Annotated in this window: 26 protein-coding genes; 1 reads left to right on the top strand and 25 read right to left on the bottom strand. The window is 65.1% G+C overall.

What is annotated here, in order from left to right; translation table 11 throughout:
- Nucleotides 1-46: 46 nt before the first annotated feature.
- The 7 genes from rplQ to AC5RVZ_RS20340 all read right to left on the bottom strand — a co-directional run bounded on the left by rplQ (nucleotide 47) and on the right by AC5RVZ_RS20340 (nucleotide 4,446).
- Nucleotides 47-610 (bottom strand): 50S ribosomal protein L17, encoded by a 564-nt coding sequence (gene rplQ / locus AC5RVZ_RS20310; protein ID WP_494022499.1) that lies wholly within the window; start codon nucleotides 608-610, stop codon nucleotides 47-49.
- 65 nt (nucleotides 611-675) lie between these two features.
- The gene (locus tag AC5RVZ_RS20315) at nucleotides 676-1,680 is read right to left on the bottom strand and encodes a DNA-directed RNA polymerase subunit alpha (RefSeq protein ID WP_493979200.1); all 1,005 of its coding nucleotides are present in this window, start codon (nucleotides 1,678-1,680) and stop codon (nucleotides 676-678) included.
- A 158-nt stretch (nucleotides 1,681-1,838) separates the two neighbouring features.
- Nucleotides 1,839-2,240, bottom strand: a complete 402-nt coding sequence (gene rpsK, locus AC5RVZ_RS20320; protein ID WP_429594060.1) for a 30S ribosomal protein S11 — start codon at nucleotides 2,238-2,240, stop codon at nucleotides 1,839-1,841.
- Between the two features lie 46 nt (nucleotides 2,241-2,286).
- Nucleotides 2,287-2,661, bottom strand: coding sequence for a 30S ribosomal protein S13 (rpsM, locus tag AC5RVZ_RS20325; protein WP_493979201.1), 375 nt, complete (start codon nucleotides 2,659-2,661; stop codon nucleotides 2,287-2,289).
- A gap of 161 nt (nucleotides 2,662-2,822) precedes the next feature.
- The gene (gene rpmJ, locus AC5RVZ_RS20330) at nucleotides 2,823-2,936 is read right to left on the bottom strand and encodes a 50S ribosomal protein L36 (RefSeq protein ID WP_005267758.1); all 114 of its coding nucleotides are present in this window, start codon (nucleotides 2,934-2,936) and stop codon (nucleotides 2,823-2,825) included.
- A 77-nt stretch (nucleotides 2,937-3,013) separates the two neighbouring features.
- Nucleotides 3,014-3,235: a translation initiation factor IF-1 gene (gene infA, locus AC5RVZ_RS20335; RefSeq protein ID WP_005267757.1), complete on the bottom strand. Its 222-nt coding sequence runs from the start codon at nucleotides 3,233-3,235 to the stop codon at nucleotides 3,014-3,016.
- A 218-nt stretch (nucleotides 3,236-3,453) separates the two neighbouring features.
- Complete coding sequence (locus tag AC5RVZ_RS20340; RefSeq protein ID WP_494067513.1) at nucleotides 3,454-4,446, bottom strand: P1 family peptidase; 993 nt, start codon at nucleotides 4,444-4,446, stop codon at nucleotides 3,454-3,456.
- Between the two features lie 255 nt (nucleotides 4,447-4,701).
- Between AC5RVZ_RS20340 and AC5RVZ_RS20345 the strand changes: the two genes are divergently transcribed.
- A complete protein-coding gene (locus tag AC5RVZ_RS20345) occupies nucleotides 4,702-6,288 on the top strand; it encodes an HNH endonuclease (protein WP_494067514.1) in 1,587 nt (528 codons plus the stop codon).
- Nucleotides 6,289-6,351: 63 nt separating this feature from the next.
- Here the strand turns inward: AC5RVZ_RS20345 and AC5RVZ_RS20350 are convergent, their stop codons facing one another.
- The 18 genes from AC5RVZ_RS20350 to rplV form a co-directional block, all read right to left on the bottom strand.
- Nucleotides 6,352-7,197, bottom strand: a complete 846-nt coding sequence (locus AC5RVZ_RS20350) for a metal-dependent hydrolase (RefSeq protein ID WP_494067515.1) — start codon at nucleotides 7,195-7,197, stop codon at nucleotides 6,352-6,354.
- Nucleotides 7,198-7,336: 139 nt separating this feature from the next.
- Nucleotides 7,337-8,164 (bottom strand): type I methionyl aminopeptidase, encoded by an 828-nt coding sequence (gene map, locus AC5RVZ_RS20355; RefSeq protein ID WP_494000473.1) that lies wholly within the window; start codon nucleotides 8,162-8,164, stop codon nucleotides 7,337-7,339.
- Nucleotides 8,165-8,194: 30 nt separating this feature from the next.
- On the bottom strand, nucleotides 8,195-8,770 hold the full coding sequence (locus tag AC5RVZ_RS20360) for an adenylate kinase (protein ID WP_494022495.1): 576 nt from the start codon (nucleotides 8,768-8,770) through the stop codon (nucleotides 8,195-8,197).
- Nucleotides 8,767-10,080 carry a preprotein translocase subunit SecY gene (gene secY / locus AC5RVZ_RS20365; protein ID WP_494067516.1) on the bottom strand — a complete coding sequence of 438 codons (1,314 nt, stop codon included), beginning with the start codon at nucleotides 10,078-10,080 and terminating at the stop codon, nucleotides 8,767-8,769. Before secY ends, AC5RVZ_RS20360 begins: the two co-directional genes overlap by 4 nt.
- Nucleotides 10,081-10,276: 196 nt before the next feature.
- Complete coding sequence (rplO, locus tag AC5RVZ_RS20370) at nucleotides 10,277-10,732, bottom strand: 50S ribosomal protein L15 (protein WP_493979208.1); 456 nt, start codon at nucleotides 10,730-10,732, stop codon at nucleotides 10,277-10,279.
- A gap of 2 nt (nucleotides 10,733-10,734) precedes the next feature.
- Nucleotides 10,735-10,947: a 50S ribosomal protein L30 gene (rpmD, locus tag AC5RVZ_RS20375; RefSeq protein WP_127511076.1), complete on the bottom strand. Its 213-nt coding sequence runs from the start codon at nucleotides 10,945-10,947 to the stop codon at nucleotides 10,735-10,737.
- Complete coding sequence (gene rpsE / locus AC5RVZ_RS20380; RefSeq protein WP_493989347.1) at nucleotides 10,947-11,663, bottom strand: 30S ribosomal protein S5; 717 nt, start codon at nucleotides 11,661-11,663, stop codon at nucleotides 10,947-10,949. The genes rpmD and rpsE overlap by 1 nt, the downstream gene beginning before the upstream one ends.
- Nucleotides 11,660-12,043 carry a 50S ribosomal protein L18 gene (gene rplR, locus AC5RVZ_RS20385; RefSeq protein ID WP_127511074.1) on the bottom strand — a complete coding sequence of 128 codons (384 nt, stop codon included), beginning with the start codon at nucleotides 12,041-12,043 and terminating at the stop codon, nucleotides 11,660-11,662. Before rplR ends, rpsE begins: the two co-directional genes overlap by 4 nt.
- A 3-nt stretch (nucleotides 12,044-12,046) precedes the next feature.
- Nucleotides 12,047-12,583, bottom strand: coding sequence for a 50S ribosomal protein L6 (gene rplF / locus AC5RVZ_RS20390; RefSeq protein WP_494067517.1), 537 nt, complete (start codon nucleotides 12,581-12,583; stop codon nucleotides 12,047-12,049).
- Between the two features lie 18 nt (nucleotides 12,584-12,601).
- Nucleotides 12,602-13,000 (bottom strand): 30S ribosomal protein S8, encoded by a 399-nt coding sequence (gene rpsH / locus AC5RVZ_RS20395; protein ID WP_136784914.1) that lies wholly within the window; start codon nucleotides 12,998-13,000, stop codon nucleotides 12,602-12,604.
- 82 nt (nucleotides 13,001-13,082) lie between these two features.
- Entirely contained in the window at nucleotides 13,083-13,652 is a 570-nt protein-coding gene (rplE, locus tag AC5RVZ_RS20400; protein WP_493989348.1) for a 50S ribosomal protein L5, read from the bottom strand.
- A complete protein-coding gene (rplX, locus tag AC5RVZ_RS20405) occupies nucleotides 13,652-14,017 on the bottom strand; it encodes a 50S ribosomal protein L24 (protein WP_493979212.1) in 366 nt (121 codons plus the stop codon). Before rplX ends, rplE begins: the two co-directional genes overlap by 1 nt.
- A 3-nt stretch (nucleotides 14,018-14,020) precedes the next feature.
- A complete protein-coding gene (rplN, locus tag AC5RVZ_RS20410) occupies nucleotides 14,021-14,389 on the bottom strand; it encodes a 50S ribosomal protein L14 (RefSeq protein WP_127511069.1) in 369 nt (122 codons plus the stop codon).
- A gap of 380 nt (nucleotides 14,390-14,769) precedes the next feature.
- A complete protein-coding gene (gene rpsQ, locus AC5RVZ_RS20415) occupies nucleotides 14,770-15,069 on the bottom strand; it encodes a 30S ribosomal protein S17 (protein ID WP_493979213.1) in 300 nt (99 codons plus the stop codon).
- A complete protein-coding gene (gene rpmC, locus AC5RVZ_RS20420; protein ID WP_493979214.1) occupies nucleotides 15,066-15,410 on the bottom strand; it encodes a 50S ribosomal protein L29 in 345 nt (114 codons plus the stop codon). Before rpmC ends, rpsQ begins: the two co-directional genes overlap by 4 nt.
- 2 nt (nucleotides 15,411-15,412) lie before the next feature.
- On the bottom strand, nucleotides 15,413-15,829 hold the full coding sequence (rplP, locus tag AC5RVZ_RS20425; RefSeq protein ID WP_493979215.1) for a 50S ribosomal protein L16: 417 nt from the start codon (nucleotides 15,827-15,829) through the stop codon (nucleotides 15,413-15,415).
- A complete protein-coding gene (rpsC, locus tag AC5RVZ_RS20430) occupies nucleotides 15,830-16,666 on the bottom strand; it encodes a 30S ribosomal protein S3 (RefSeq protein ID WP_493979216.1) in 837 nt (278 codons plus the stop codon).
- Nucleotides 16,667-17,032, bottom strand: coding sequence for a 50S ribosomal protein L22 (gene rplV / locus AC5RVZ_RS20435; RefSeq protein WP_136784918.1), 366 nt, complete (start codon nucleotides 17,030-17,032; stop codon nucleotides 16,667-16,669). It lies immediately after the preceding gene.
- Between the last annotated feature and the right edge of the window lie 33 nt (nucleotides 17,033-17,065).

A 17,065-nucleotide genomic window follows, 5' to 3' on the forward strand; every position in this document is an offset into this window, starting at 1 on the left:
CCGCCCCGAAAGGGGGGCGGCGGGCCTCACGCGTGAAGGCGAAGAACTACTTCTTCTCTTCGGCAGCTTCCTCAGCGGACTCGGCTGACGGAGCGGACTCTGCGGACTCGGGAGAGTCAGCGGAATCGCCGGACTGCGCCGACTCGGGCGAGTCAGCGGACTCGGCCGAAGCGGTCTCTTCCTCGACCGGAGCCGGGGCAGCCTTGGCCGTGGCCTTCTCGGCCTCGTTCACGACGGCCTGCTTTGGGGACACCGGCTCCATCACCAGTTCGATGACAGCCATGGGGGCGTTGTCGCCCTTGCGGTTGCCGATCTTGGTGATGCGGGTGTAGCCGCCGTCGCGGTTGGTCATCACCGGCGCGATGTCGGTGAACAGCTCGTGCACGATGCCCTTGTTGCTGATCACTGCCAGCACGCGGCGGCGCGAGGCCAGGTCGCCGCGCTTGGCGAACGTGATCAGGCGCTCGGCGAACGGGCGCAGGCGCTTGGCCTTGGTGACCGTGGTGGTGATCCGCTTGTGCTCGAAGAGCGCGGCGGACAGGTTGGCGAGCATCAGGCGCTCGTGGGCAGGACCGCCTCCGAGGCGCGGACCCTTAGCGGGGGTAGGCATTATGTTTTCTCCTCAATGGTGCCGCTGTGCGCTCCCGAGCGCCGTGGCGGCAGAATTCTTGCGTTTTAGAGTTCGTCCTCGAAGGTTTCGTCCTCGTCGATGGCTGCGGCGCGGGCAGCCAGATCGAACCCAGGAGGCGAATCCTTCAGCGACAGACCCAGTTCCACCAGCTTTGCCTTGACCTCGTCGATGGACTTGGCACCAAAGTTGCGGATGTCCATCAGGTCGGCCTCGGAGCGGGCAACGAGTTCACCCACGGTGTGGATGCCCTCACGCTTAAGGCAGTTGTAGGAACGGACGGTCAGTTCCAGGTCCTCGATCGGCAGGGCCATGTCGGCAGCCAGGGCGGCGTCCGTGGGGCTCGGGCCAATCTCGATGCCTTCGGCGGCGGTGTTCAACTCGCGGGCCAGGCCGAACAGTTCAACCAGGGTGGTTCCGGCAGAGGCGACGGCGTCGCGCGGTGCAATGGAGGCCTTGGTTTCGACGTCGACAATCAGGCGGTCGAAGTCGGTGCGCTGCTCAACACGGGTTGCCTCAACCTTGAAGGTCACCTTCAGCACCGGCGAGTAGATGGAGTCGACCGGGATGCGGCCGATCTCCTGGTCGCCGGACTTGTTCTGGGCTGCCGACACGTAGCCACGGCCGCGTTCGATGGTCAGTTCGAGTTCGAACTTGCCCTTCTCGTTCAGCGTGGCGATGTGCAGGTCCGGGTTGTGGAATTCCACGCCGGCCGGCGGCGCGATGTCCGCGGCGGTGACGACGCCGGGTCCCTGCTTGCGCAGGTAGGCAACCACGGGCTCGTCGTGCTCGGAGGAGACAGCCAGGTTCTTGATGTTCAGGATGATCTCGGTGACATCTTCCTTCACACCCGGCACGGTGGTGAACTCATGCAGCACGCCGTCGATGCGGATGCTGGTGACGGCAGCCCCCGGAATCGAGGACAGCAGCGTGCGGCGGAGGGAGTTTCCGAGGGTGTAGCCAAAGCCCGGCTCCAGCGGTTCGATGACGAACCGGGAGCGGTTATCGGCCACTACTTCTTCAGTAAGGGTGGGGCGCTGTGCAATGAGCACTTAGATTTCCTTTCAGCGAGCATCCGCTATATGACGCAGCACGAATTGGTGGAAAAGGGCGGCTGGGCAGCCTCCAGCGTGGAACTTTCGGCCGCCGACAGACTCTCCCGCAAAAGTGGGAGGAATCTGTGCGGCGGCCAAAAGTATCCTTGGGCTGTTTAGACGCGGCGGCGCTTCGGCGGACGGCAACCGTTGTGCGCGCTGGGGGTGACGTCCTGGATGGAGCCAACCTCGAGGCCAGCGGCCTGCAGCGAACGGATTGCGGTCTCGCGTCCCGACCCCGGGCCCTTCACGAAGACGTCGACCTTCTTCAGGCCGTGCTCCTGGGCACGCTTGGCGGCCGACTCGGCAGCCATCTGCGCGGCGAACGGGGTGGACTTGCGGGAGCCCTTGAAGCCAACCTCGCCGGCCGAGGCCCACGAGATGACGGCACCGGACGGGTCCGTGATGGACACGATGGTGTTGTTGAAGGTGCTCTTGATGTGCGCCTGGCCCAGCGCGATGTTCTTCTTGTCCTTGCGACGCGGCTTGCGTACCGCTCCACGAGTCTTGGGGGGCATTGCTTCTCCTACAAAGTTGGTTGGTAGCTATCTGACCGGCTGGGAATCAGCGGGTCTTCTTCTTACCGGCGACGGTGCGCTTCGGGCCCTTGCGGGTACGAGCGTTGGTCTTGGTGCGCTGTCCGCGGACGGGCAGGCCACGGCGGTGGCGGATGCCTTCGTAGCTGCCGATCTCAACCTTGCGGCGGATGTCGGCTGCAACTTCGCGGCGGAGGTCGCCTTCTACCTTGTAGTTGCCCTCGATGAAGTCACGCAGCTGCACGAGCTCAGCGTCGGTGAGGTCCTTGACACGGGTTTCCGGGCTGATGCCGGTCTCCGCGATAACCTGCTCTGCACGGGTCTTACCCACGCCGTAGATGTAAGTCAGGGCGATAATTACCCGCTTTTCGCGGGGAATATCTACGCCAGCGAGACGAGCCATAGTGGCGGTTCTCCTTGTTGTATCCGGAGGTCTGAAGCAGCGCGGCCCCGTTGTTCGGGTCCCCGGCCTCCGTGCCGGGGGTGTGCAGGTTGCCCTGCTGCGCTGCCTTTATCTTTGAGTTACTACGCGTGGGCGTGCTGCCCCTGCTTGAAGCAGGAGTCTTAGCCCTGGCGCTGCTTGTGGCGCGGGTTCTCGCAGATCACAATGACGTTGCCCTTGCGACGAATCACCTGGCACTTGTCACAAATCCGCTTGACGCTCGGCTGGACCTTCATGGTTTTCCTTTGCGTTGTTAGCTGATGCTGCCTTGTAACTACTTACGGTTCTCCGCAGTTGCCTGCGGCATAAGCCTTTACTTGTAGCGGTAGACGATACGGCCCCGTGAGAGGTCGTACGGGCTGAGTTCCACCACAACGCGGTCCTCGGGGAGGATCCTGATGTAGTGCTGACGCATCTTTCCCGAGATATGAGCCAGCACAACGTGCCCGTTGGTCAGCTCAACGCGGAACATCGCATTGGGCAGAGCCTCCTGCACAGTGCCTTCAATCTCAATGACACCGTCTTTCTTAGCCATATCCTCCGCTAACGTCAGTAACCATCGCCGGAGCGGTGGCTAGTTTTAGGGTTTCGCTTGCCGCTACACTCCCACTGAGCCGTACGTTCCGGCAGGCTTTCGCGGGCGCCATGCACCCGAAGATGGGCATGAAAGTAGAGACAACCAACAGACAACTGTACTCCGGAAGCCGGATAAAGTTAAATCCGGGTAACGCCTGGGGACCCGCGCGGCAGACTTCAGCCGAGGTGCGGATACTTCTCCAGTACGACGCCGGCCGCCTCCATCCGTTCGGCACTCACCACGGCGTCCCAAATGGCCGCGGAGACCGCTTCCGCGGCCAACACGTGCAGTTCCGCCCGGGGGTCGATGGGCCCGTCCTGCACGAGCTGCTGCGCCCCGGTGGCCAGGGCGAAGATCACGTCCCCGTCCATCAGGGTGTGCGACGGGCTAACGGCCCGGGCCAGGCCGGCGTGCGCGGCGGAGGCCGTCCGCTTCGCCTGTGCCGGATCCAACACTGCGTTGGTGGCGACCACGCACAGGGTGGTGTTCAGCGGCCCGGCTCCCTGTGAGCCGCTTCCTCCCGGTGCTCCGGGTGTTCCAGACGGTCCTTCTGCTTTCGCCGCGGGCGAGGCTCCCTTGGTCCCATGGAACGGATGGCCGGCGGCATTGGCCACCGCAAGCGCGCCGACCACGATGCCCTCGTTAGCGCCGCCCATGCGCAGGGAGGCGGTCCCCACTCCCCCCTTGTACTGCTGGAAGCCCATCGCTGCCCCGGTGCCGGCGCCCGCATTGCCCCGCTGCACCGCACCAAAGTCCTCCATCGCGCCGGCGGAGGCGGCGGCGTCGTACCCCATCTGCTCATCAGGCCGCGCCTTGATGTCCCCGCCGCGGCCCAAGTCGTAGATGGCAGCGGCCGGAACAATCGGCACCACCGCATTCTGGGTGCGAAAACCGAGCCCCTGCTCCTCCAGCCAGCGCTGCGCGCCGTGCGCGGCCACCAGCCCGAAGGCGCTGCCCCCGGCGAGCACCACGGCATCCACGGTGGGCACCAGCGTGGTGGGATCGAGCGCGTCGGTCTCGTGCGTGGCCGGCCCGCCCCCGCGAACGTCCACGGCGCCAACCGTCCCGGCCGGCGGCAGCACCACCGTGACGCCGGTGAGCCAGCCGTCGCCGATCTTCTGGACCTGACCCACGCGGATGCCGGGCACATCGGTAATGGAAGAAGCCATGGCCTCATCCTCGCCCGGAGGATGAGGATGAGCAAGGACGAGGTGCATCGGTTAAGCATGCTCGGCACATCTCCCCTGCCCACCGGTCCACTGCGGGTTCCGAAACTGTCGTACCCGGCTAATAGCCTGTTCTTAGTAGTTCAGCAGCATCGTTGGCCAACGGGGCGGGGGTCCCGGCGGCGTCTGTGGACCTTGTTCCACAACCTCTCGTAGTCGTTGCCGTGCCGCGGGCACGCCGAAGATTGAGACGCCGATATGTTTGATCCGGCAGGACCCGAGCCACCAGAAGCAGTCACGGCACCCGAAGAAGCCGAGGCAGTCCAAGGAACGCGGCCTGCACTCACCGCAGACGGTGTGCCGGTCCGGACGCCCGGGATCGCCGCCTTCGCCGGCGCCCTGGCCCGGGTCGACCTGCTCGGTTCCGAACAGGACCTGGTGGACCGGATCACCGCGCTGGAAAACGCCAAGGACGCGGCCGCCGCCGCCCAGGCCAAGCTGGAGGTAGCCCTGGATAAGGCCACGCGGGCCCGGCGCGCCGCCGCCGGGGTCCCGAAGAACCGGCAGGGCCAGGGCATCGCAAAGCAGATCGGGCTGGCGCGGCGGGAATCCCCGCACCGCGCCGCGCTCATGCTCGGCGTCGCGAAGATCCTGGTCACCGAAATGCCGCACACCCTCAACGCCCTGGCCACCGGGCACCTGAACGAGTGGCGCGCAGCGACCCTGGTCCGTGAAACCGCGTGCCTGACCAAGGAAGACCGGGCCGCGGTGGACCAGGAACTGGCCGGCAACCCGGCCCGCCTGCACGGGCTGGGCAACCGGCAACTCGAAGCCGAAGCCAAACGGATCGCCTACCGTCTGGACCCCCGCGCCGTGGTGAACCGCGCCGCGAAAGCCGAAGCCGACCGGCACGTCTCCGCCCGACCCCAACCCGACACCATGGTGGCCGTCCGGACACTGCTGCCCGTCGTCCAGGGCGTGGCCCTGATGGCCGCGCTGCACCGCGAAGCCGACCGGTTGCGCAACAACGGCGACGCCAGGACTCGCGGCCAGGCCATGGCCGACACCATGTTCGAACGCGTCACCGGTGCCTCCACCGCCGACCCGGCCCGCACCGAAATACAGCTCGTCATGACGGACCGCGCCCTGCTCCAAGGCGACAGCGAACCGGTCTGGCTCACTGGCTACGGCGTCGTCCCGGCTCAATACGCCCGGGACCTCATCCGCCTCCCGCAAAACCCGCCCATACCAACCGGCAACGCCAGGGCCGGCATCGGCCACGCAGCGGGCGTGGCCGGCAAGAGGCCGCCCGACCACAGCGCACCGGCAGGAACGCTGACCGACCAGGAGCCGCCGGGCGAAGCGCACCGGCAGAATGCGCCGCCGGCAGGCACCGAACCTGGTTGGAAGACCGCACGGCAGACCACCCGACGCAGCAAAGAGCTGAAACCCGGCGGCGTGGCGGACGTCTGGATCCGCCGCCTCTACACCGCCCCCGGCACCGGGCAACTGCTCGGCATGGATTCGAAAGCCCGCAGGTTCCCGGCCGGACTACGCCGGATGGTTATCGCCCGCGACCAGGTCTGCTCCGGCCCTTGGTGCGACGCCCCGATCCGGCACATCGACCACATCGTCGCCTGGTCCGACGGCGGGGAAACCACCATCACCAACGGACAGGGCCTGTGCGAACGCTGTAACCAGGACAAAGAAGCCGAAAACTGGTCTAACCGGACAGTCGGCGGGCCCCCGCACCAAGTCGAAACCACGACCCCCACCGGGCACACCTACACCAACACCGCGCCGCCACCGCCGGGCACCCCTCCACCCGGAACGAAAGCGGCGTAAGCGGCCAGCCCGTTGGCGGCTCGGTGCAGCCCTCAGACTCATCCCAAGTCCGGCGTTTAGCAGCTAACCGGCACCGATGGCCACCAGGCTCTGCTGCCCGACGTCGAGGCATGCCCCGAGGAGCAGGACCACCACGTAGGCGCTGACCGGGACCAGCAGCGCCCATTCGCGTGCCGAACCGGCATTGCCCAGCAGCGGCAGGGCGAAGTAGCCGTTCCGCCGCCAGATGGCGTTGAGCAGCGGGATCCTGCGCCACACCTTCGGGGGTTTGATCCGCAGCGGCCACAGCAGGTTCACTCCCCCGGTGGTCAGCATGTCGCCGAGCACATGCATGATGACGCCGATGCCCATGGCCAGCGGGAACCAGTTGTGCTGTTCCGGGGCGTACAGGGCGATGAAGACCGCCACCGACAGGCCGACGACCCACGGAATTTTCTGCAGCCCGTCGGGCAGGAACTTCAGGGCCTTGGCGGCAAAGGCCACCAGCAACACGCACAGGAGACCGGCGCCCGGGTAGACCGTGCCGAACCGCTCGGTCTCGGCCGTCCAGAGCCCGGCGACCCACGCGATCGCTACGAACGCCGCCAAGCCGATCAGCGAATGGGTGCCCCTGCGGTGCCCGCCGGCCACAGCGCCGATGCCCGCGCAGACCACATTGGAGAGCGGCGGCAGCGAGCGGGCGATGGTGGCGTGGCGGTGGTCGGCATCTGGAACGAGTGCCGCGCCGGCGGTCACCATGGCACCGGTGATCAGGCCGAGCGGCCCCACGTCCAGCAGCCCCCAGCCGAGGGTGAGGCTCTGCGCGCCCCAGCCCATCGGCGTTGTCAGGACATCCAGCGGCACGTGGACTTGGCTGGTGACCGCGATCCAGGCGGCGGCGCCGGAGAGGGCGTGGTGGGCTCCCATCATGATGGGCAAGGTCCTTTCGGGAGTGCGGTGTCGGTGCGCAGGCTGGCGGATTAACCTCGAAAGGCCGGGCCGGCTGGACGATGGATCCAGCGGGTCCGGCCTTTCGATGACGTCAGGCCTAGGGAGTGGCAGCGGGCGGTTAGTCCAGCGGCACCGGGGTAACCCCCAGCGGAGCCAGCCTCGCCGCTCCCCCGTCTTCGGCCGTCAAAACCCAGATGCCGCCGTCGTGTACGGCCACGGTGTGCTCCCACTGGCAGGACCGGGAGCCGTCCGTGGTCACCACGGTCCAGTCGTCGTCCAGCACCTTGGTCTCGATGTCCCCGCGCACCAGCATGGGTTCGATCGCCAGGCAGAGCCCGGGACGGATCTTCGGGCCGCGGTGGTTCGTCCGGTAGTTCAGCACGTCCGGGGCCTGATGCATGGCGGTGCCGATGCCGTGGCCCACGTAGTCCTCCAGGATGCCCAACGGCTTGCCCGGCACGGAGGAAACGTAGTCGTCGATGGCGTTGCCGATGTCGCCCACGCGGTGGCCGGTGGCGAGGGCGGCAATGCCGTGCCACATGGCCTCCTCCGTGACGTCGGACAGCCGCTGGTCTTCCGGATCGGCGGTGCCTACGATCACCCCGCGGGCGGAGTCACCGTGCCAGCCGTCAATGCTGCAGCCCCCGTCGATCGAGATGATGTCCCCGTCGCCGAGCACCTTGCCGCCCGGGATTCCGTGGACCACTTCCTCGTTCACGGACACGCAGACCGTTGCGGGAAAGCCGTGGTAGCCCTTGAAGTTGCTCTTGGCCCCGGCCTCGTCCAGCACCGCTTCGAAGGCCGCGTCCACATCCGCCGTCGTCGCGCCGGGGACGGCGGCCGCAACCGCAGCGTCCAGGGCGCGGCTAACCACCAGGCCGGCGGTCCGCATTTTCCGGATCTGGTCCTTGGTCTTGTATTCGATGCTGGGCTGGCCGAAGGCCATGGGCTGCCTCTTCTAACTGTCTGGCGGGTGTCAGGCCGTGACGGACTTGAGCGCGGACATGATGCGCTCGGTGACCTCGTCGATGTCGCCGATGCCGTCAACGGTCGCGACGATCCCGCGGTCGGCGTAACGGCTCACCACGGCCTCCGTCTGCTCGTGGTACAGGGCCAGCCGGCGCCGGATCACCGTTTCGTTGTCATCGCTGCGGCCTTCCTGCGCGGCGCGGCCGAGCAGGCGCTTGACCAGCTCCTCGTCGTCGGCGGTCAGCTGCAGCACGATGTCCAGCTGCGAGCCGGCCTCGGCCAGGATGCTGTCCAACTCGTCGACCTGGCCGCTGGTGCGGGGGTAGCCGTCCAGCAGGAAGCCGTCGGCGGCGTCGGGCTGCTTCAACCGGTCGCGCACCATGTTGTTGGTGACGCTGTCCGGCACGAACTCGCCCTTGTCGATGTACTTCTTGGCCTCGACGCCGAGCGGCGTCTCTTCCTTCACGTTGGCGCGGAAGATGTCTCCGGTGGAGATCGCGACGATGCCCAGCCGGTCGGAGATGCGGGAGGCCTGGGTGCCTTTGCCCGATCCGGGCGGGCCGATAATGAGCATTTGTGTCATCGCAGAAGTCCTTCGTAGTGACGTTGCTGTAGTTGAGCGTTGATTTGTTTGACGGTCTCCAGGCCCACACCAACCATGATGAGGATGGAGACTCCGCCGAACGGGAAGTTCTGGTTGGCGTTGATCAGTACCAGGGCGATCAGCGGGATGAGCGAGACGATGCCCAGGTAGAGCGCGCCGGGCAGCGTGATCCTGGCGAGCACGTACTGCAGGTACTCGGCCGTGGGGCGGCCGGCCCGGATGCCCGGGATGAAACCGCCGTACTTCTTCATGTTCTCCGCGACTTCCTCGGGGTTGAACGTGATGGCCACGTAGAAGTAGGTGAAGAAGACGATCAGGGCGAAGTAGACCGCCATGTAGACCGGCGAGTCCCCGCTGACCAGGTAGGTGTTGATCCAGTTGACCCACTCCGGCGGCGCGGTGGTGCCGTCGGCCGGCGTGTTGAACTGGGCGATCAGCGACGGCAGGTACAGCATCGACGACGCGAAGATTACCGGGATGACACCGGCCATGTTCACCTTGATCGGGATGTACGTGCTGGTGCCGCCGACGGTGCGGCGTCCCACCATGCGCTTGGCGTACTGCACGGGGATGCGGCGCTGCGACTGTTCCACGAAGACCACCGCGGCGACGGTCAGCAGGCCGACGATCAGCACGCCCAGGAAAACGTTCACGCCCTGGGTGTTCCAGATCTCGCCCAGCGAGCTCGGGAAACCGGCGGCGATCGAGATGAAGATCAGCAGGGACATGCCGTTGCCGACGCCCTTCTCGGTGATCAGTTCGCCCATCCACATGATCAGGCCGGTGCCTGCGGTCAGGGTCAGGATGATCAGCGAGATCGTGACCAGGTTGTCCTCGGGGATGATCGGAACCGGGCAGTCCCCCAGGAGGGCGCCGGTCCGCGCCAGCGACACCAGCGTCGTGGCGTTGAGCAGGCCCAGCGCGATGGTCAGGTACCGGGTGTACTGCGTGAGCTTGGACTGGCCCTGCGGGCCTTCCTGGTGCAGCTCCTGGAACCGGGGGATGACGACGCGCAGCAACTGCACGATGATGCTGGCGGTGATGTACGGCATGATGCCGAGGGCGAAGATGGACACCTGCAGCAGCGCACCGCCGCTGAAGAGGTTGACGAACTGGTACAGCCCGCCGCTGGTGTTGCCCAGCGCCAGACACTGCTGCACGTTGCCGTAGTCCACGCCGGGGGCCGGAATGAAGACGCCCATGCGGTAGACCGTCATGATGCCGAGCGTGAACAGCAACTTGCGCCGCAGGTCCGGCGTCCGGAATGCCCGGCCAATTGCGCTAAGCAAGCGTCCTCCCAAGAAGTTTCTGATGCCGCTGCGCGGCAAGTCACAAGATCCGAGTCTATCGGCTCGGCCCGTTCGCATTAAACGGGTTAAGAATACGTGGTGTGCCTTAAAGCGGCTGAACTCGTGGCGGCCGGCGTAAACCGGCCACCACGAGTTCAGTCAGAGGCTGCTAAAAGACCCCACCAGTCACGGGCTGCTAGAGCGCCGTCACGGTGCCGCCGGCGGCGGCGATCTTTTCAGCGGCACTGGCGGAGAAGGCGTCAACCTTCACATCGACCTTGACGGTGATGTCGCCGGTGCCCAGGACCTTCACGGGCTGGTTCTTGCGAACCGCACCCTTGGCCACCAGGGCGTCCACGGTCACTTCGCCGCCCTCGGGGAACAGCTCATTGAGCTTGTCCAGGTTTACGACCTGGAATTCCACCTTGAACGGGTTCTTGAAGCCGCGCAGCTTCGGCAGGCGCATGTGCAGCGGCAGCTGGCCGCCGGCAAAGCCAGCCTTGACTTGGTAACGGGCCTTCGTACCCTTGGTACCGCGACCGGCGGTCTTGCCCTTGGAGCCTTCACCACGACCGACACGGGTCTTGGCGGTCTTGGCACCGGGGGCAGGACGCAGGTGGTGGACCTTCAGAGTTTTGTTCTCTTCTGCCATCTTTACTTCGCCTCCTCAACCTTCACCAGGTGAGAAACAGTGTTGACCATGCCGACGGTCACTGCATCGGCGCTGCGGACAACGGTGTGTCCGATGCGCTTCAGGCCCAGTGAACGCAGCGTGTCGCGCTGGTTCTGCTTGCCGCCAATGACGGACTTGATCTGCGTGATTTCCAACTGTGCATCCGACGGAGTCAGATTCTTGGGTGTGGTCATTACGCACCTGCCTTCTGCATGTTGCGCAGCAGGATAGCCGGAGCAACCTCGTCCAGGGGCAGGCCACGGCGGGCAGCCACGGAGCGGGGCTCCTCCAGGCGACGCAGCGCATCGACTGTAGCGTGCACAATGTTGATCGCGTTGGCCGAGCCGAGCGACTTGGAGAGCACGTCGTGGATACCGGCGCACTCAAGTACGGCGCGGACCGGACCACCGGCGATCACACCGGTACCGGCAGCAGCCGGACGCAGCATGACAACGCCTGCAGCGGCTTCGCCCTGCACCTGGTGCGGGACGGTGCCGGCGATGATCGGCACGCGGAAGAAGGACTTCTTGGCCTCTTCCACGCCCTTGGCGATCGCCGCCGGAACTTCCTTGGCCTTGCCGTAGCCCACGCCGACCATGCCGTTGCCGTCGCCGACAACTACCAGGGCCGTGAAGCTAAAGCGGCGGCCGCCCTTGACGACCTTGGACACGCGGTTGATGGTGACGACGCGCTCGAGGAACTTGTCCTTCTCGGCGTCGCGGGCGTTGTCGCGGCCACGGCCGCGGCCGCCACGGTCGTTGCCACCACGGTCGCTGCCACCGCGTTCGCCACGACGGCCGCCGCGGCGGTCCTCCTGGCCGGAAGCAGCGGTGGTTTCAGCGGATCCCGCGGCAGCGGTCTCAGTTGCTTCAGTCACCTGAGTTTCCTTTTCATTGTTCTCAGCGGTCACAGTGCCAGCCCACCTTCACGTGCGCCGTCGGCAACCGCTGCGATACGGCCGTGGTACCGGTTGCCGCCGCGGTCAAAGACCACGGCCTCAACACCGGCAGCCTTGGCACGCTCGGCAACGAGCTCACCGACGCGCTTTGCCTTGGCGGACTTGTCGCCGTCGAGCGCCCGCAGGTCGGCTTCCATGGTGGAAGCCGAAGCCACGGTGATGCCCTTGCTGTCATCGACAACCTGGACAAAGATGTGGCGTGCGGAGCGGTTGACCACCAGGCGCGGACGGACCGCGGTACCGGTGATGCGCTTGCGGACGCGCAGGTGGCGGCGGCCGCGTGCTGCGGACTTGGACTTCGAGGTCCGCTTCTTATTAATGCTGATCGCCATGGTTTACTTACCAGCCTTTCCGACCTTGCGGCGGATTTGCTCGCCGGCGTAGCGAACGCCCTTGCCCTTGTAGGGGTCAGGCTTGCGCAGCTTGCGGATGTTGGCAGCAACTTCGCCGACCTGCTGCTTGTTGATACCGGAGACGGAGAGCTTGGTGGCGCCCTCCACGGCGAAGGTGATTCCCTCGGGTGCGTTGACGATCACCGGGTGGCTGAAGCCCAGGGCGAACTCGAGGTCCGAGCCCTTGGCCTGCACACGGTAACCGGTGCCGACGATCTCGAGGTCCTTCTTGTAGCCTTCGGTGACGCCGACGATCATGTTGTTGATCAGCGTGCGGGTCAGGCCGTGCAGGGACCGGGATTCGCGCTCGTCGTTCGGGCGGGAGACGGTGATGGTGTTCTCGTCCAGGGAAGCCGTGATGGGCGAAGCCAGAGTGTGGCTCAGCTCGCCCTTGGCGCCCTTGACGGAGACGACGTTGCCGTCGACCTTGACCTCAACGCCTGCGGGAACGGTGATGGGGAGACGTCCAATACGTGACATTTAATCTCTTCCTTTCCGTTACCAGACGTAAGCGAGGACTTCGCCGCCCACGCCCTTCTTGCCGGCCTGACGATCAGTCATCAGCCCGGAAGAGGTGGACAGGATTGCGATGCCCAGGCCACCGAGTACGTGCGGCAGGTTGGTGGACTTCGCGTAAACGCGCAGACCGGGCTTGGAGATGCGGCGGATGCCGGCGATGGAACGCTCGCGGTTCGGACCGAACTTGAGTTCCAGGGTCAGCTTCTTGCCAACCTCGGCCTCTTCTTCCTTCCAGCCGGCGATGTAGCCTTCGGCCTTCAGGATGTCGGCGACGCGAGCCTTGAGCTTGCTGTACGGCATCGACACTGAGTCGTGGTATGCCGAGTTGGCGTTGCGCAGACGCGTGAGCATGTCTGCGACAGGATCTGTCATAGTCATTGTGGGCTCTTGCCCTTCCTCGTAACGGTTTCCTCGCTCCGGTCAGCGCTGGGCGCCGGGGCGGGACCTTTCACGTAGCTAATTAATCTTCGGTCTTGAACGGGAAGCCCAGCGCCTTCAGCAGCGCGCGGCCCTCGTCATCGGTCTTTGCAGTGGTTACTACGGTGATATCCATACCGCGCACGCGGTCGATCTTGTCCTGATCGATCTCGTGGAACATGGACTGTTCGGTCAGACCGAAGGTGTAGTTGCCGTTGCCGTCGAACTGCTTGCCGTTGAGGCCGCGGAAGTCGCGGATACGGGGCAGGGCCAGGGTGACCAGGCGGTCCACGAATTCCCACATGCGGTCGCCGCGCAGCGTCGCGTGGGCGCCGATCGGCATGCCTTCGCGCAGCTTGAACTGGGCGATGGACTTGCGGGCCTTGGTGATCTGCGGCTTCTGACCCGTGATCTGGGTCAGGTCGCGCACGGCGCCGTCGATGAGCTTGGAGTCCTTGGCGGCATCTCCAACACCCATGTTGACTACGACCTTGACCAGGCGGGGAACCTGGTTCACGTTCTCGTACTTGAACTCGTCCCGCAGAGCCTGCTTGATCTCGCCGGCGTAGCGAGTCTTCAGGCGGGGGACGATCTTGGTGACAGTCTCAGTCATTAGAGGTCCTTCCCGGAGGCCTTGGACACGCGGATGCGCACAGTGCGCTCACGGCCATCACGCTCGACGGTTTCGGTGCGGTAGCCAACGCGGGTCGGCTTCTTGGTCTCGGGATCGACGATCGCCACGTTCGAGATGTGGATCGGGGCCTCAACGGTCTCGATGCCACCGGTCTTCGTGCCGCGTTCCGACTGCCCGGCCTTGGTGTGCTTGGTGACGCGGTTAACGCCTTCGACCAGCACCCGGTTGGACTCCGTGAACACCTTCAGGACCTTGCCCTGCTTGCCGCGGTCGCCGCCGCGCTCAGCCTTGGCACCGGTGATGACCTGAACCAGGTCACCCTTCTTGATCTTGTACTTAGCCATGGACTACAGCACCTCCGGAGCCAACGAGATGATCTTCATGAACTTCTTGTCGCGAAGCTCACGGCCGACCGGGCCGAAGATACGGGTACCGCGGGGGTCGCCGTCGTTCTTGAGGATCACGGCTGCGTTCTCATCGAACTTGATGTAGGAACCGTCCGCACGGCGGCGTTCCTTCTTGGTGCGAACGATGACAGCCTTGACGATGTCACCCTTCTTGACGTTGCCGCCGGGAATTGCATCCTTGACGGTGGCAACAATGGTGTCGCCAATGCCTGCGTAGCGACGGCCGGATCCACCGAGAACGCGGATGGTCAAGATTTCCTTGGCACCCGTGTTGTCGGCGACCTTCAGTCGCGACTCCTGCTGAATCACTTATTACTCCTGTCGTCGCGCCGGTTCTCATTGCTGAGCCTTGCGGAACGGATATGGGTAGCCCGCACCGTAACTCCCCCTGGCCGCACGCGTGTGCGGTCCGAAGGCGGTTGCGGGAATTTGCCTATTCTGTCCATGCGGAAGGATGGATGGTCTTTCCAAACGGCACAGGCAAGATTACTAGTTTATGACCAAGACACCCCGGACGTGAAATCACGGCCAGGGGCTTGTGCTTTTCAAAGGGTCCGCGGCCGAAACCACGGTCCCTTCCAAACCCTTCCGGCTGCTCCGGCGGACCGGGATCCATGGTGCCGGAAGGGAAACTTAAAGGGTGCGGGGCCCGCCCGCTCGGCAGGCGGGCCCCGCGCAGGACGTAAGTCCTACTTGGCCTTTTCGATGATCTCGACCAGGCGCCACCGCTTGGTGGCGGACAGCGGCCGGGTCTCGGCGATCAGAACCAGGTCGCCGATGCCGGCGGAGTTCTGCTCGTCGTGGGCCTTGCGCTTCTCGGTCCGGCGGATCACCTTGCCGTACAGCGCGTGCTTCACGCGGTCCTCAACCTCGACCACGATGGTCTTTTCCATCTTGTCCGAGACGACGTAGCCGCGGGCGGTCTTACGGTAACCGCGAGCCTGAGTGGCTTCTTCCACAGTTGCATCCTTGTTCGTGTTTTCGCTCACTTGGCCTCATCCTCCGAAGCGGGGGTTTCGGTCCCGGCGGTTTCGGCTTCGGCCTTGTCAGACTTCTTAGCCTTCTTGGCCTTCTTCTCCTCAACCGGAGCCTCCGCAGAAGCAACGACCTCGGGACGAATGCCCAGCTCGCGCTCACGCAGCACGGTGTAGATGCGCGCGATGTCCCGCTTGACGGCCTTCAGGCGGCCGTGGTTTTCCAGCTGACCGGTGGCGGACTGGAAACGGAGGTTGAACAGCTCCTCCTTGGCCTTGCGCAGCTCCTCTGCGAGACGGTCCTTATCGAAAGTCTCGAGCTGATCGGTTGCCAGTTCCTTTGAACCAACTGCCATTTCTATTCACCACCTTCGCGACGCACAATGCGTGCCTTCAACGGCAGCTTGTGGATCGCCAGGCGCAGGGCCTCGCGAGCTACCTCTTCATTGACACCGGACAGTTCGAACAGAACCCGTCCCGGCTTGACGTTTGCGACCCACCATTCCGGCGAACCCTTACCGGAACCCATGCGGGTTTCGGCCGGCTTCTTGGTCAGCGGGCGGTCCGGATAAATGTTGATCCAAACCTTGCCGCCACGCTTGATGTGGCGGGTCATCGCAATACGGGCCGCTTCGATCTGGCGGTTGGTGACGTATGCCGGCGTCAGAGCCTGGATACCCCACTCGCCGAAGCTGACCTCGGTGCCGCCGGAAGCAGCGCCGGAACGACCCGGGTGGTGCTGCTTACGGAACTTAACTCGACGTGGGATAAGCATTTAAGCTTCTCCTCCTTCTGCCGCCGGCGCTGCTGCCTCAGCGGCAGGTGCCTCGGCCTTGGCTGCGCCCTCGCCTGCGGCGGGAGCGGCAGCACGGTCATTACGACGACGGCGCTCGCCACCGGCAGCGGGGCGGCCCGGACGGTCGCCACGGCCGCGCGAGGACGGAGCGGCAGCCTGCTGGGCAGCCAGTTCCTTCGCGGTCACGTCGCCCTTGTAGATCCAGACCTTGACGCCGATGCGGCCGAACGTGGTCTTGGCCTCGAAGAAGCCGTAGTCGATGTTCGCCCGCAGGGTGTGCAGGGGCACACGGCCTTCGCGGTAGAACTCCGAACGGCTCATTTCGGCGCCGCCGAGGCGACCGGAGCACTGGACACGGATGCCCTTGGCGCCGGCGCGGGTGGCGGACTGCATGGCCTTCTTCATGGCGCGGCGGAAGGCCACGCGGGAGGTCAGCTGCTCGGCGATGCCCTGGGCTACCAGCTGCGCTTCGATCTCCGGGTTCTTGACCTCGAGGATGTTCAGCTGCACCTGCTTGCCCGTGAGCTTCTCCAGCTCGCCGCGGATGCGGTCCGCTTCGGCGCCGCGGCGGCCGATCACGATGCCGGGGCGGGCGGTGTGGATGTCCACACGCACGCGGTCACGGGTACGCTCGATCTCAACCTTCGCGATGCCCGCGCGGTCCATGCCCGTGGACATCAGCTGGCGGATCTTCACGTCCTCGCGGACAAAGTCCTTGTAGCGCTGGCCGGCCTTGTTGCTGTCAGCGAACCAGTGGGAGACATGGTCGGTGGTGATACCGAGTCGGAATCCGTGCGGGTTTACTTTCTGTCCCACTTACTGGTCCTCCTCTTTCTCCGGGGTAGCGACAACAAGCGTGATGTGGCTGGTCCGCTTCTTGATGCGGTAGGCACGCCCCTGGGCGCGCGGCTGGAACCGCTTCATGGTGGGGCCTTCATCTACGAATGCTTCGCTGATGTACAGGTCGCTCTCGTCAAAGGCGACGCCGTCGCGGTCCGCGATAACGCGGGCGTTGGCGACTGCCGACGCGAGTACCTTGCTGACCGGCTCCGAAGCTGCCTGGGGGGCAAACTTCAGAATTGCCAGAGCCTCATTCGCCTGCTTGCCACGAACAAGGTTGACGACGCGCCGGGCCTTCATAGGCGTCACGCGAATATGGCGCGCAATAGCCTTGGCTTCCATTGCTTTCCTTCTCTCGTCTTCTGCCGTCAGAGC

This window comes from Arthrobacter sp. Cza30 (assembly GCF_059090765.1).

Bases quoted from the DNA above. Each gene is read 5' to 3' on its own strand.
- rpsM (WP_493979201.1), bottom strand. From the start codon at position 2,661: ATGGCTCGTCTCGCTGGCGTAGATATTCCCCGCGAAAAGCGGGTAATT.
- rplE (WP_493989348.1), bottom strand. From the start codon at position 13,652: ATGACTGAGACTGTCACCAAGATCGTCCCCCGCCTGAAGACTCGCTAC.
- rpmJ (WP_005267758.1), bottom strand. From the start codon at position 2,936: ATGAAGGTCCAGCCGAGCGTCAAGCGGATTTGTGACAAGTGCCAGGTG.
- map (WP_494000473.1), bottom strand. From the start codon at position 8,164: ATGGCCTTCGGCCAGCCCAGCATCGAATACAAGACCAAGGACCAGATC.
- rplX (WP_493979212.1), bottom strand. From the start codon at position 14,017: ATGGCTAAGTACAAGATCAAGAAGGGTGACCTGGTTCAGGTCATCACC.
- rplP (WP_493979215.1), bottom strand. From the start codon at position 15,829: ATGCTTATCCCACGTCGAGTTAAGTTCCGTAAGCAGCACCACCCGGGT.
- rpmC (WP_493979214.1), bottom strand. From the start codon at position 15,410: ATGGCAGTTGGTTCAAAGGAACTGGCAACCGATCAGCTCGAGACTTTC.
- rpsK (WP_429594060.1), bottom strand. From the start codon at position 2,240: ATGCCCCCCAAGACTCGTGGAGCGGTACGCAAGCCGCGTCGCAAGGAC.
- AC5RVZ_RS20360 (WP_494022495.1), bottom strand. From the start codon at position 8,770: ATGACACAAATGCTCATTATCGGCCCGCCCGGATCGGGCAAAGGCACC.
- rplF (WP_494067517.1), bottom strand. From the start codon at position 12,583: ATGTCACGTATTGGACGTCTCCCCATCACCGTTCCCGCAGGCGTTGAG.
- rplR (WP_127511074.1), bottom strand. From the start codon at position 12,043: ATGGCGATCAGCATTAATAAGAAGCGGACCTCGAAGTCCAAGTCCGCA.
- rpmD (WP_127511076.1), bottom strand. From the start codon at position 10,947: ATGACCACACCCAAGAATCTGACTCCGTCGGATGCACAGTTGGAAATC.
- rpsH (WP_136784914.1), bottom strand. From the start codon at position 13,000: ATGACTATGACAGATCCTGTCGCAGACATGCTCACGCGTCTGCGCAAC.
- AC5RVZ_RS20345 (WP_494067514.1), top strand. From the start codon at position 4,702: ATGTTTGATCCGGCAGGACCCGAGCCACCAGAAGCAGTCACGGCACCC.
- rplQ (WP_494022499.1), bottom strand. From the start codon at position 610: ATGCCTACCCCCGCTAAGGGTCCGCGCCTCGGAGGCGGTCCTGCCCAC.
- rplO (WP_493979208.1), bottom strand. From the start codon at position 10,732: ATGGCAGAAGAGAACAAAACTCTGAAGGTCCACCACCTGCGTCCTGCC.
- rplV (WP_136784918.1), bottom strand. From the start codon at position 17,032: ATGGAAGCCAAGGCTATTGCGCGCCATATTCGCGTGACGCCTATGAAG.
- AC5RVZ_RS20340 (WP_494067513.1), bottom strand. From the start codon at position 4,446: ATGGCTTCTTCCATTACCGATGTGCCCGGCATCCGCGTGGGTCAGGTC.
- AC5RVZ_RS20350 (WP_494067515.1), bottom strand. From the start codon at position 7,197: ATGATGGGAGCCCACCACGCCCTCTCCGGCGCCGCCGCCTGGATCGCG.
- infA (WP_005267757.1), bottom strand. From the start codon at position 3,235: ATGGCTAAGAAAGACGGTGTCATTGAGATTGAAGGCACTGTGCAGGAG.